The organism is Verticiella sediminum (assembly GCF_007558815.1).
GTDB classification, from domain to species: Bacteria; Pseudomonadota; Gammaproteobacteria; order Burkholderiales; family Burkholderiaceae_B; genus Verticiella; species Verticiella sediminum.
Window position 1 is genome coordinate 110168 of sequence record NZ_VLTJ01000013.1, and the last position, 11980, is coordinate 122147.

The following is an 11980-nucleotide window of genomic DNA, read 5'->3' on the forward strand; positions in this document are numbered from 1 at the left end:
CGTTAAACAATTACAATTTAACTGTTTATGCTATTACTGAAAGCAATGAGATAAGCGATGCGAACTCTGGAGCGAACGCGTCCCGATCTGGCTGCCTTCCTGCGGACGCACCGCGAGCGCCTGTCGCCCGCCGATCTGGGCCTGCCCAGCAGCGGGCGCCGCCGCACGCCCGGACTCAGGCGCGAGGAAGTTGCCGCGCTCGCAGGTGTCGGCCTGACCTGGTACACATGGCTGGAACAGGGACGCGACATCGGCGTGTCGGCCACCTTTCTGGACAACCTGGCACGGGTGCTGAAACTGGATGCCGCCGAGCGGCGGCACATGTTCCTGCTGGCCCATGAACGGCCACCCGCCGAACCGGGCAAGACCTGGTGCGTGGTGCCACCGTTGGTGCATCGCCTGATGCACGACTTGGCGCCGCACTCGGCCTATGTGCTCAACCTGCGCTGGGATGTGCTGGCCTTCAATGCGCCCGCCGATCAGATTTTTGCCTTCGGTTCGCACGCGCCCGAGCGGCGCAATCTGCTCTGGCTGTTGTTCACCGAACCCCTGCTGCGCGAGCGCCTGGATGCCTGGCATGAACAGGCACCGCTGATGCTGTCGAGCTTTCGCAGGGACTTCGCGCGCGCCACGCAGGACGCCGACATCCATGAGCTGGTGGACGAGCTGGAACGGGTTTCGCCCGAGTTCAAGACGTGGTGGCGCAAGCACGACGTTCACGCACCCTGCCATGGCGTGCGCAAGCTGATGATCGACGGCAAGGTCGAGCCGTTCGAGCACACCTCGCTGACCATCGACGAGGATCGGCATCTGCGGCTGGTGGTGTATGCCAGACCGCAGGATCAAACGGCGCAGAAGCGTTGATCGGGGCCGGGGCGGCTGCTCGATGGGCAGCCGCCCGGCCTTGCGGGCGAAGTGGCATTCTTCGGAGGCAGTCAGGAAGCAGCACAGATACCGAAGCGCCATCGCGTCTTACCTGCGCGCCGCCGGAAAGCCGTGATGCCGTGCAGCCCACGCCACGACCAGCGTGGCGATCAGCAGTGCCAGCAGCGCAGGCGAGAACGCAGCGACGCCGAGGCCATCCAGCAGCACGCCGCCGATGATGCCGCCGCCGGCGATCGCCATGTTCCAGGCCGTGACCAGCATCGACTGCGCAATGTCGGCCGCGTTCCCGGCCGTCTTGGCGATGGCGGTCTGGAACAGCGTCGCCGCACCGCCAAAGGCCAGGCCCCAGGCAGCCACCGCTGCATACACCGCGGCAGGCGCATCGCCCGCCACGCCGAGCGTCAGCGCGGACAGGCCGAACAGGGCGGTGCTGGCGAGCGTCAGCGCGCGCAGATGGCGGTCGATCAGCACGCCGACGATCCAGATGCCCAGCAGGGACGTGACGCCCAACACCAGCAACACCAAGTCCGTTCGTTCGGCCATGCCCGCCGCCGCGAGGAACGGCGCGATGTAGGTATAGAGGATGTTGTGCGCCAGCACGAAGGCCAGCACCACGAACAGCACCGGGCGTACACCGGCCACGGTGAATGCATGGCTGAGTGACAGCCGCTTGCCCGCCGCGTGGCCGGCAAAGTCCGGCACCTTGACGCGCACCCACCCCATGAGCGCCAGCGCCAGCAGGCTCATGACGCCGAAGCACATCCGCCAGCCCACGAAGTTGCCGAGAAAGGTGCCGGCCGGCACACCGAGCGACAGCGCCAATGGCGTGCCCACCATCGCAATGGCGATGGCCCGGCCTTTCTGGTGGTCGGGCACCATGCGCGCGGCATAGCCCGCCAGCAGCGCCCAAAGCAAACCGGCCGACACGCCCGCCAGGAAACGCGCCACCATCGTCAGGACATAGCTGCCGGAAAACGTCGTGACGGTATTGGCGACGACGAAGCCCGCCAGGGCGGCCAGCAGCAGCGGACGGCGGCGCGCGCCCTGCGTCGCGGCGGTGAGCGGAATCGCCGCCACCAGCGAGCCGATGGCATAGAGGGTGACGAGCTGCCCTGCCAGCGCCTCGGAAATTCCCAGGCCGGCGCTGATCTGCGGCAGCAGGCCCGCCGGCAGGGCTTCGGTCAGGATCGTGACGAAGCCCGCCAGCGCCAGGGCCAGCAGCGATGCGATGGGAAGGCGTGCGGCCCGCCGGTCCGTGCCGCCGCCGAGAGTCATTGTTGTTGAACTTGCCATTGCTTTGCCTTTTCGGGTGCCGATGGCGTGCGCACATGGCACGGAACCGGCACGAATTGAATGTAGGCAGCCATGTTGAGGTGATGCCGGATATAAGACAATAATGCTGGTGTTCGGAACATATCGGACAAATATTCCTTAATGGGTGCAAGATGGAATCGCTCAACGGCATCGCGTTCTTCGTGCAGGCGGCGGAGACCCGCAGCTTCTCCGAGGCCGGTCGCAACCTCGGCGTGTCCTCGTCGGCCGTGGGCAAGAGCGTGTCCCGGCTGGAAGAGCGCCTGGGCGTGCGCCTGTTTCACCGCAGCACGCGCAGCATCACGCTGACCGCCGAGGGTGCGCTGTTCCTCGAACGCTGTCGGCGCATCCTCTGCGAAGTCGAAGCGGCCGAACTGGAGCTGTCCGAAACCCGGCAGGCGCCACGGGGCCGGCTGCGCATCAGCCTGCCTCTGGTCGGCATGCTGGTCATGCCCGCGCTGACCGCCTTCATGCGCCGCTATCCGGCCATCGAGCTGGACGTGGATTTCTCGGATCGCCTGGTGGACGTGATCGAGGAAGGGTTCGATGTGGTAATGCGTACCGGCGAGCCCACCGATTCACGCCTCATGTCGCGCCCGCTCGGCCGCTACCGGCTGCAACTGCTTGCCTCGCCCGACTACCTGGCGCGTTGCGGGACGCCCGAGGTTCCCGCCGATCTGGCGCACCATGCCTGTCTGCAGCACAGGTTTCCCACCACGGGAAAGTTCGAGCCGTGGCCGTTGAAGCCCGCCGAAGGTGCGCCGCAGTGGACGCTGCCGGCCGCCATGGTGTGCAACACGTCCGCGGCCTTGATGGACGTGGCCGTGGCGGGCCTGGGCATCGCGTGCCTGCCGGACTTCATGGTGCGGCAGGCCATCGGGCGGGGAGAGCTGGTTCCGGTGCTGGACGCGCACATCGAGCACCAGGGCACCTTCCGGCTGCTGTGGCCGTCGAGCAAGCACCTGGCGCCGAGGCTGCGCGTGTTCATCGATTTCATGGTCGAGGCGCTTTTTGCGGAAGAAGTCGTAGCGCAGGGGAAGACATTGAGAAGGCGTCAATCCCGGTAAGTTGAACAGATATCGCCCAAAGGTGTTCGGCTTGCTCAGGGTCAGCGGCATAAGGCCGGACACCGATAGGACGGTGGTTCGCTTTCGTCCAGTGAGGCGATCTTACAGCCCTCACAATACGAGCCTTCCATGCCTTCCAACTGAGAAGATGTTGCGGTCCAAATCTGATTCGCTGCACCTTGCTGTGTCGTCTTGAAAGTCGGATCGGCAGGCTTGCCGTTGACGTCGAGCCCGCCGGCTGCAGTCATTTCGTGTTGCCGCAGATGACGCTGGAGTGGCGTGAGAATCTTGCCGCGATGAAGAAAGACAGCCTGGATGCCCTCTTGCTCACCAAGCCGATCAAGATGGACGGCAAACAACGCATACATCGTGCGCAGCGCCAACGACACGCGCCTGCATTCGTCAGTGCTTGTGTCGTCTCCAGACCCAGGCCGGAATGGCCCCGGTGACGCTGGACTTGAGACTGCTCGAAGGGCTGCACAAGGATGGTGTCGCCCGTAGCGAATAGCTGGTGCGACCGGATGGTCCCCTTCGTTCACGCTGTAGCGTCTCGCTCTCGCGCTGGTCTGGGAATCTGGCGAGCGACCGCGGTCGGCGCTTCGTCATGTCTTGGCGCCTGAAACCCCGCGACCAGGAACGCGGTCATCTGGCGGATGCAGGCCTCCGGTGTGAGCTCGTTGTGGTTGGTTTGGGAGTTGCTGAACACCAGCGGCCGCCTGGTCATGCGCTGCGGCCCGTTCATCGCGTAGATCAGCGCACCGACCATCATGTTGTAGCGCCAGAGCAGGTCATCCAACGGAAGTCCCGGCAGACACAGTTGGAGCGCCAGCACGAACCGACTGCGCACCGGCTCGTAATGGGCCTTCAGGAACTCCTCTTCCCCCGGCATCGAATAGACACGGGCGAGGAACTGGGTCACGACCCGCGATGAATTTCCGCCGAGCCCATCTTCGGCTGGCGCGCTCGAAGCAATCCCCCGAATCACCGGCCCGACAAAGCTTCGTATCATGCCCTCCAGCAGCAACTCTCTCGGCCCGGCGATGGCGGTATCCAGCAGCCGGAGCCGCTCCTCGTTGAGCGGGGTCACACGCCGCTGGAACATCTCCTCCAGCAACTTCTGCTTGTTGCCGAAGTGGTAGTTGATGGCTGCGACGTTGGCGCCCGCCTGTTTGCAGACGGTGCGCACGGACAGCGCCTCGACGCCACCCTCTGCGCACAAGCGCTCCGCGACATCCAGGATCGACTGCCTCGTGACCTCGCTTGAACGAGGCCCGCCCGGGTAGTGACGAACCATGGTAGGAAAATAAAACGAGTGTTTAAACGTCGTTTGATTTTAGTTGAAATACCTACTAGCGATGGTTGGTCTGGGCCAACGACAATTCAAGCATTCGTTTTAGCAAGGAGACAACCCCATGAGCCTCGCCCGCCTCGCCATTGCCTTGGCAACCTCCCTGTGCTGCGGAGGTGTCGCCATTGCCCAGGACTATCCCTCGCAGCAAATCCGGTGGATCGTTCCCTATCCCGCGGGCGGCGGCGCGGACAACGTGGCTCGCGTGGTGACGCAACGCCTGTCGCAGACGCTCAAGCAGCCCATCGTCGTTGACAACCGACCGGGCGGCAACACCATCATCGGCACGCAGGCGCTGCTGTCCTCGCCCAAGGATGGCTACACGGTCATGAACACAGCCGAGCAGGTGGCCGTCAATGCCTCTCTCTACCCTGACTTGAAGTATTCGGCGCAGAGCGACCTGGAGTTCGTCGCGCCCCTGGTACGCACGCCGCTCGTGCTGCTGGCCAAGCCGGACTTTCCCGCCGACAACCCCGCCGCGCTGGTGGCCTACATGAAGGAGCACGGCGACCGTGTGACCTACGGAAGTTGGGGCCAGGGCGGCATGAATCATTTGACGATGGAAGCGTTCGCCGACCGCGTGGGCGTCACACCCATGCACGTGCCTTACCCCGGCGCCGCTCCCGCTATCCAGGCGCTGCTCGGCGGCCAGATCGACCTCTACTTCTCCGATCCTGCGACAGCGTTGCCCCACATCCGGGCAGGCAAGCTGAAGCCCTTGCTGGTCTCGGCGAAGGACCGACTCCAGACCTTACCCGACGTGCCCACGGTGCAGGAGAGCGGCTATCCGGGCTTCGACCTGTATAGCTGGCAAGGGGTTGTGGCGCCGAAGGGCATGCCGCCGCAGACGGTGCAGGCACTGGCGCGGGCTGTCCGGGACACATTGAACGAACCTGCCATCAACAAGGAGCTGCTGGAGCGTGGCTTTCTGCCCGACCCCGGTACCCCCGAGCAGTTCCGCGAGTCCTTCCTGCGCAGCCAGAAGGCACTGGGCGACATCGTGCGCAAGCGCAACATCCGAATCCAGTAAGCATGTGGCCAAGCGCAGGCAGCAGTTGCCGAGCCCGCGACGCGACCGCCCGTTTTCCATCGAGTCGCACGATGCGATTCAGGAGGGTTGACTCATGACATCCAGCGCTTCCGACACCGTATCCGCACCGTCTTCGCCTTTGCCGCCGCACCTGCGTTCGCACTACATCGACGCGAGCGCGATGCCGTGGCAGACGACGGACTTTCCGGGCATCGAGATGAAGGTTCTTTACTCCGACCCCACATCCGGCATGTCCACGATCCTGTTCAAGATGGAACCGGGGTCCGTGGTGCCGCTGCACGAACATACCGCGATAGAGCAGACCTACATGCTCGAAGGCTGCCTGGAGGATGCCGAAGGTAGCTGCGGCCCCGGCAGCTTCGTGTGGCGACCCGGCGGCAACACCCACGTGGCACGCTCTCCCGGCGGCGCGGTGTTCCTGTCGTTCTTCACGAAGCCGAACCGCTTCTTCGGTGGCGAGAAGTTCTTCATCGAGCCAGGCGCCTGAAAAGCCCGACGACTGGCGCCGGATGGTGGATGCCACCGTCAAGGGAGTTCTGCATGGCGTGGCGGCCGTGCTGCCGGCATCCCTGACGCAGAAGCCGGGTCATAACAAGCATGGAATTTCCCCGCAGCGGATTGCTAGCGTCGTCGCCTTCGCAATCGATCAGCCCGAGGACACGACGATACATGGCATTCGGCAAAGGGTTGTCGCCCGCTGTATCCTGATGGGGTGCGTCGAGCGCCTCGAGCGCCGGGGCCGCGAAGAAGGGCCTGGCGGCCTGATCGGAGGGCATGTCCATGGATCGTCGCAAGCTTCTCACCGCCGGCGTCGGGCTGGGTTCAGCACTGGCCGCGGGATCACTCCCGTTGGCCACCGCATCCTGGGCCCAAACACCGTCAAACCCCCGAAAGGAGTTACCCATGTCCGATGCGCAACGACGCATAGACTGCAAGGCCCGCGTGTTCATCACCGGTTCGGCCGACGGGCTGGGTCATGCCGCTGCGAAGACGCTGCTCAGCGAAGGCCACGACGTCGTCGTGCATGTGCGCTCCGAGGCTCGGCTACCGGCCGTGAAGGAACTCCTGGACCAGGGTGCCACAGCCACGATCGGCGACCTGTCGGACCTCGCGCAGATCCGCGATCTCGCCCATCAGATCAATGCGATTGGCCCGATGGATGCCGTGGTCCACAACGCCGGGGTGATGTCCGGCGCGCCGCTGCTGGTGGTCAACGTCGTCGCTCCCTACCTCCTCACGGCCCTGATCGCGCGCCCCCGCCGCCTCATCTACTTGAGTAGCAGCATGCACAGGGGCGGGCGCGCAAACCTCGACGGCATGGACTGGTCAGGCCGCACGCCCACCGGCAGCTATTCGGATAGCAAGCTGTTCGTCACCACGCTGGCCATGGCCGTTGCGCGGCTGTGGCCCGACGTACTCAGCAACGCCGTCGATCCAGGCTGGGTACCTACCAGGATGGGCGGCCCAAGCGCACCAGATGACCTGCGGCTGGGACACTTGACCCAGGAGTGGCTCGCCACCAGCGGGGCCCCCGAGGCGCTGGCCAGCGGCGGGTACTGGCACCACCAGCAGCGCCAGCCCCCGCACCCGGCCGTAAACGACACCCGGTTCCAGGACCTGTTGCTGGAAGAGCTTGCACGCGCCACCGACACGCAACTCATCTGACGATACCCACGATATTCCCTGTCTGAAGAAATTCTGGTTTCGCTTCTTCAGGGGCTGCGTCGACGCTGTTGTCCTGGGCGGCACCGGCGTCGCTGCAGGTTTGCATGCACCGCCTATTGGGGGAATGGCCCAAGGGCGAGCGGCTCGCACGCGTCGAACGCTCGCCCAACCACGCCCATGGCGTGTTTCCCCGTATGGAGCGTCTCGAGATTGTGGTCGTATATCAGAGAACATCATGCCTAGGGAAAAGCTACGACTCGGCGATACCTGCCTGAACGCAAAAAGGCCCAAACCGGAGTCTGGGCCTTTTCAAAACTTGGAGCGGGAAACGGGTTATTCATTCCGCCGCTACCGCCTTGATTCAACAGGTGTTTTCGGTACACCTCGTTGTTGAACGAACTACATTGTGTACTAGCAGGTGGAGCTTGGCAAGAGCCCTGTTTGTTGGTGAGTTCACTGAACGAACACCTGCGACCCGACTTCAGCTTGGAGGAAACAACAGCAGGTAGTCTTTGGTCAATTCATTGCTATGAAAAATCTCCTGCAAGATACGGAATCAGTGGTGGATTATTTGGGTCGCCCTTGACCAGATGACGACTGCTTATCGGAAGTTCGATGTCCTTCGGTACAGCATTAAACTCGTTGTCGATGATGATGAATTGTGTTTCAACCAGTTCCCCTGCGGCAAGCTCATAGATCAGTCGAAAGAACGCATTGATTACCTCAGGATTCTCCACAGAGCTTACATTCTTGGTTGGCGTATCAATGATTAGCACAGGAGGTAACCGAGAGTCTTTGGCCCGTGCGCAGACCCGATGCAAAGCCAGTGCATAGCAAGTTTTAAACAACGCCTTCATCCCCCCACTTCCTGCGTTATCGAAAGATAGCACGACAAGAGCCTCCTCAACTCCCAGGGGAATTTTGGGATAGAAGGTCACGGGGTCAATCTCCACGCGATAGTCGATTCTGACATCAGGAAACCTTGCGCGCACCAAGCAGTCAAGAAAGAGTTCACCCAACAGTTCAACATTTCTTCGGTCATTGAAGGCTGCCTTCTTGGCAGCTTCGAGTTTTGTCCGAAGTTCTGCTTCGTCAATCTTTAGGGCGTCCGCTTGCGCCTGCTGCTCTTGAAGTACGTCAGGCAGCTTTCGATATCGAAGCATCGCATCAAGTCGTTGTTCCAAAGTGGCAACAGTACGCTCGTGCTGCAGAGCCTGAGAAAGAAATGCTGAGTCGTATTCTTTTAGTCTAACCTCGAGCGAATGATCTACCGCACTCCGCTCTGCAGCGATCTCAATGGCGCGCTGCTGAAGAGCCCGACTTTGGGCGCGCGTACGAACTAAGGTCTCCTTCAACTCTGCTTGACGAGCTCGAAGATCTTCATTAACCACAGATTCCTCGAGAGCCCCATCAGCTTCAGTGATGTACTCGGGTTGTCCGCATACTATACAGAGCCCAACGCTGCGGTTTGGAAGTGCTTGTGTGCATCGAGGGCACGATGAAAAATTAACTCCACCCAGAACCATGCGTGCTGAAGCCGTTCGCTGGAAGCGCACAGATAGCATCTGTAGTTCGTTGCTGTAACGCTCAAGTTCTCCAATACGAGATTCAATGTCTGCACGTGCTTGGTCAAGCGCAATTTGTTCTTGCGCGAGCAGTCGCGCTCGGCCACGAAGTTCCTCTGCCGCGTGTGGCGCAGGTGCACGCTGTTGCCTCGCGGCTTGAGCGGTAGCCCGCGCCTGTTCTATTTCGGCTTTAGTCAATTCAATCTTCGCATCATACGCATTGATGTCGTCGAGCCCTGCGTCCATCAACGCCTTCGCGAGAGCTTGAGCGCCCGACAGCAATCCAAGTCGTTGTTCGCGTGCTTCCTGCAAGCGAGACTCCAGTTCAGCGACTTGCTCCGTTCTATAACCGAGGACGTATCGTAGCGCATCTACACTTTTCGCCCGGACGGGATAGTTATCAGAGTCCAATCTAAAAAATACATTGTCCATTCCTTCTTGATCGAGATAGCAAAAACGAAACAGATCTCGAAAACTTAAGCGCTCGAGTCGTTCATCAGGTGTTCCCTTGCGTCGACGTACGTATGGTGGATCCTCACTTGCAAGATGGAAAAGTAAATCCGACAATATTACGACCCCTGAATTCGGCAAGACTTCATTAGTCCCTTTTTTTGCCGGAATCAGCACCTGGAGAGTCTCGCCCCCCTCTTGCCAAGCTACCATTACTTGATTTGAATCCCGATCACGATGCAGCGTTACTGGGACTTCATTGACGGACATTTCCAAAGCAGCCGATACCATTTCCGACTGTAAAGCGGGAGTCCATGCGGAGTTGCCACCAAGGCAAAAGTCAATAAGTCTCCCAATGCTTGACTTTCCAGAACCGATAGGACCGAAGAAGTAAATTACGCCCGGTAAATCGATTCGCTCGACGGACTTTCGTAGCGAGAGATGTAGTTTCTTGAACACCATTCTCATATTGAAATCTCCTCGCCCCACTTCATGCTGGTAAGTTCAGGGAATGTGTCATAGACGAAATTTTTAAGATCTGTCCCACTACGATTTCCAAAATTCTTTGCCACGAGCTTCGCTCGAATGGCTAAGCCCTCAAGCGACTCTTGATCAGAAAGTGTTTGGGCTAGAGCGTAGCCTTCAGGCGTAGGCCATAGCTGGACGGTTTTACCTTTGACATCTACGGCTATGAGGTTCTGAGCTGCCATCAACGCTACCCATCGTCGATATCGGTGATCCCAGGGGCCGTACCTGAAACGAACCATCTTGCTCTCAATGGTAGTTCGCTCAAACTCGAGCACACCCGCCTTTTCCGGCTTCTTTCCGGCAGCCGTTAGAGCCCGCTCAAGGCAATTGGGATAGCGCAACAGAAAATCTAGCTTAGCGAGTTTGGTTAGTCCTTCTACAGGACGGTTTTTGTCTCCTGCGTGAGCAGCCATCAGCAGCAGCAATCTCGCCATATGTAGGTTATCGTCGCGTTCGGTGGCAGCGAGAGCTCTAGCAAGTTCAAGTGCCATCTTTTTCGTCCTCTTCTAGCGGAGTACCCCATGCGAATTTGCATTCGCCCGAAAGCATACCGGCGATGCCCATCAATGTGTCTTTTGGTTCACGGCATACTTGTTCTGGCTCTTCCTTGGCTAGGCTGTCCATCCGCAGCAAAATTTGCTTGTAAATCGCTAGGCCGCGCGTCTTTTCGTCTAAATGATCAAAGTTCATTGCTTCGATGTCTTTGCACTCGACTAGCACTGTGCTGACTAATTGGGTAGCAATGGCTTCAAAGTCATATGGTTCAACCAATGCTCGCTCCATTAATCGCTGGTCTGCTGAGTCCATACGCATGCGCAATGATTCGTATTGGCTACCGAGGTATGCATTACGCATCTTCCGATTCAGCACTTCGGCTCGACCAGCCGTAGTGCCAATTCTTATACCAGCTCCGCTATCAACGAATCGGAAATGTGGTTGTTGAGCTCGCGCTATCAACTCGGCTGCTGACTCAGGAGTTATGCACTTTCCGCGAAGCGCAGCCTCCGGGCGGCCATTCGTTGCCAGATATGCAACAGCCCCATCAATTCCATCAATTCGCAATCTGCAAGCACCCTGGACAAGTCCAATCAATTCGTCCCTCAGATGACAACACGAAATCGTTGTTAGTGACACACAACCTGGCAATTTCGGGATAACGGAGGCGGTCAGCGCGTCCTCATATCCCCGAAGCACGGGGCCTTGAGCAAATCTGAGTTTGCGCAGTACTGCGAAGAGAGTTGAAGCGTCACCGCAAGTCTTATCTACCAGATTGGTGAAAGCGTTTAAATAGGGCTGCTCAATTGAGGAGTATGTCGATGCACGGGCACAGCATTCAGTGAGGCGTTTGGGGCTAGCTGCGAGCGTGCTCTCTTTCCTTGTTGTTACTGCAGGTACATAAGGAGGGGCATTGGAGAAAAACTCATAGCTGTCGATAATAGTTCCATGCTGGCGTTCGAATGCGCAGAAACGGGTAATGGAGTCAACCAGAGCATTGTCACACCATCGCCAGCGTATGTTTTCACGGCTATCTGTTTTGACTTGGACTGCGATGTAGCGCCCCGTTGGCAATTCCAGTAAGTAGTCGTCGTGGTGCTCACACCACAGTGCGCGAAATGTACGCTCACCAGTCAAGCTTTGCGCGAGTAGCCAAACTCCTATGGCCCATTGATACCGAAACCGTTCCTGGGTTTCATCCCCACGGTCGATGGGAGCAGTAGCAAGCCCTTGCATTTGATCCGGCAATCCAAGTGGTATGGATTGATTGTTTTGTTGTCGCAATAGCCTCTCCTCTCAATGACCTCGAAAGGTCATAAAACTTACGACATCAAGACATGAATGCTGCACCATAGGTCGAACAGATACGAGCACTCTGCAACATTATGCAATATAAGTGCTGCGCAAGCCATCTAGTTGGCTAAAGAGAGGCCTTGGGGCTCGGGAGTGTGTCGCAATGGACTGATTGGGTATTGGAATTCAGGATCGAGTGAAGCTCTACTATGTATTTCGATGGGTCATTCTTTTAGTTAGGCGTCAGCGGCTAAGGTAACGGCGATGCTACAGGTGAAGAGTAGCCACAGCAGAAACCTTTTATGAGGGTTCGTGGGGCCGT

12 protein-coding genes are annotated in these 11980 nt (G+C 59.4%); 5 read left to right on the forward strand and 7 right to left on the reverse strand.

What is annotated here, in order from left to right:
- Positions 1–57 precede the first annotated feature (57 nt).
- The gene (locus FOZ76_RS08380; protein WP_143947692.1) at positions 58–864 is read left to right on the forward strand and encodes a helix-turn-helix transcriptional regulator; all 807 of its coding nucleotides are present in this window, start codon (positions 58–60) and stop codon (positions 862–864) included.
- 108 nt (positions 865–972) lie between these two features.
- Here FOZ76_RS08380 and FOZ76_RS08385 read toward each other — a convergent pair whose 3' ends face one another.
- Positions 973–2178, reverse strand: a complete 1206-nt coding sequence (locus tag FOZ76_RS08385) for an MFS transporter (protein WP_143947693.1) — start codon at positions 2176–2178, stop codon at positions 973–975.
- Between the two features lie 152 nt (positions 2179–2330).
- Here FOZ76_RS08385 and FOZ76_RS08390 point away from each other — a divergent pair, with 152 nt between their 5' ends.
- Positions 2331–3263 (forward strand): LysR family transcriptional regulator, encoded by a 933-nt coding sequence (locus tag FOZ76_RS08390; RefSeq protein ID WP_143947694.1) that lies wholly within the window; start codon positions 2331–2333, stop codon positions 3261–3263.
- A 41-nt stretch (positions 3264–3304) separates the two neighbouring features.
- Here FOZ76_RS08390 and FOZ76_RS08395 read toward each other — a convergent pair whose 3' ends face one another.
- Entirely contained in the window at positions 3305–3652 is a 348-nt protein-coding gene (locus FOZ76_RS08395) for an SDR family NAD(P)-dependent oxidoreductase (RefSeq protein WP_143947695.1), read from the reverse strand.
- A gap of 146 nt (positions 3653–3798) precedes the next feature.
- Positions 3799–4557, reverse strand: coding sequence for a TetR/AcrR family transcriptional regulator (locus FOZ76_RS08400; RefSeq protein WP_143947696.1), 759 nt, complete (start codon positions 4555–4557; stop codon positions 3799–3801).
- A 118-nt stretch (positions 4558–4675) separates the two neighbouring features.
- On the opposite strand from FOZ76_RS08400, the gene FOZ76_RS08405 reads away from it, so the two are divergent.
- Both FOZ76_RS08405 and FOZ76_RS08410 read left to right on the forward strand, forming a co-directional pair.
- Complete coding sequence (locus tag FOZ76_RS08405) at positions 4676–5641, forward strand: Bug family tripartite tricarboxylate transporter substrate binding protein (RefSeq protein ID WP_143947697.1); 966 nt, start codon at positions 4676–4678, stop codon at positions 5639–5641.
- A 94-nt stretch (positions 5642–5735) separates the two neighbouring features.
- Positions 5736–6149, forward strand: a complete 414-nt coding sequence (locus FOZ76_RS08410; RefSeq protein ID WP_143947698.1) for a cupin domain-containing protein — start codon at positions 5736–5738, stop codon at positions 6147–6149.
- On the opposite strand, the gene FOZ76_RS27465 is transcribed toward FOZ76_RS08410, so the two are convergent.
- Entirely contained in the window at positions 6130–6444 is a 315-nt protein-coding gene (locus FOZ76_RS27465) for a hypothetical protein (protein WP_170235352.1), read from the reverse strand. The genes FOZ76_RS08410 and FOZ76_RS27465 overlap by 20 nt on opposite strands.
- A gap of 121 nt (positions 6445–6565) precedes the next feature.
- Here FOZ76_RS27465 and FOZ76_RS08420 point away from each other — a divergent pair, with 121 nt between their 5' ends.
- Positions 6566–7327 (forward strand): SDR family NAD(P)-dependent oxidoreductase, encoded by a 762-nt coding sequence (locus FOZ76_RS08420; protein ID WP_246129360.1) that lies wholly within the window; start codon positions 6566–6568, stop codon positions 7325–7327.
- A 527-nt stretch (positions 7328–7854) separates the two neighbouring features.
- On the opposite strand, the gene FOZ76_RS08425 is transcribed toward FOZ76_RS08420, so the two are convergent.
- The 3 genes from FOZ76_RS08425 to FOZ76_RS08435 are packed head-to-tail and all read right to left on the reverse strand — an operon-like array spanning position 7855 to position 11649.
- Positions 7855–9810 carry a hypothetical protein gene (locus FOZ76_RS08425; protein WP_143947700.1) on the reverse strand — a complete coding sequence of 652 codons (1956 nt, stop codon included), beginning with the start codon at positions 9808–9810 and terminating at the stop codon, positions 7855–7857.
- Positions 9807–10361, reverse strand: a complete 555-nt coding sequence (locus tag FOZ76_RS08430) for a hypothetical protein (RefSeq protein WP_143947701.1) — start codon at positions 10359–10361, stop codon at positions 9807–9809. Before FOZ76_RS08430 ends, FOZ76_RS08425 begins: the two co-directional genes overlap by 4 nt.
- The gene (locus tag FOZ76_RS08435) at positions 10351–11649 is read right to left on the reverse strand and encodes a dsDNA nuclease domain-containing protein (RefSeq protein WP_143947702.1); all 1299 of its coding nucleotides are present in this window, start codon (positions 11647–11649) and stop codon (positions 10351–10353) included. Before FOZ76_RS08435 ends, FOZ76_RS08430 begins: the two co-directional genes overlap by 11 nt.
- Between the last annotated feature and the right edge of the window lie 331 nt (positions 11650–11980).

Bases quoted from the DNA above. Each gene is read 5' to 3' on its own strand.
- FOZ76_RS08380 (WP_143947692.1), top strand. From the start codon at position 58: ATGCGAACTCTGGAGCGAACGCGTCCCGATCTGGCTGCCTTCCTGCGG.
- FOZ76_RS08385 (WP_143947693.1), bottom strand. From the start codon at position 2,178: ATGGCAAGTTCAACAACAATGACTCTCGGCGGCGGCACGGACCGGCGG.
- FOZ76_RS08390 (WP_143947694.1), top strand. From the start codon at position 2,331: ATGGAATCGCTCAACGGCATCGCGTTCTTCGTGCAGGCGGCGGAGACC.
- FOZ76_RS08400 (WP_143947696.1), bottom strand. From the start codon at position 4,557: ATGGTTCGTCACTACCCGGGCGGGCCTCGTTCAAGCGAGGTCACGAGG.
- FOZ76_RS08405 (WP_143947697.1), top strand. From the start codon at position 4,676: ATGAGCCTCGCCCGCCTCGCCATTGCCTTGGCAACCTCCCTGTGCTGC.
- FOZ76_RS08410 (WP_143947698.1), top strand. From the start codon at position 5,736: ATGACATCCAGCGCTTCCGACACCGTATCCGCACCGTCTTCGCCTTTG.
- FOZ76_RS27465 (WP_170235352.1), bottom strand. From the start codon at position 6,444: ATGGACATGCCCTCCGATCAGGCCGCCAGGCCCTTCTTCGCGGCCCCG.
- FOZ76_RS08420 (WP_246129360.1), top strand. From the start codon at position 6,566: ATGTCCGATGCGCAACGACGCATAGACTGCAAGGCCCGCGTGTTCATC.
- FOZ76_RS08425 (WP_143947700.1), bottom strand. From the start codon at position 9,810: ATGAGAATGGTGTTCAAGAAACTACATCTCTCGCTACGAAAGTCCGTC.
- FOZ76_RS08430 (WP_143947701.1), bottom strand. From the start codon at position 10,361: ATGGCACTTGAACTTGCTAGAGCTCTCGCTGCCACCGAACGCGACGAT.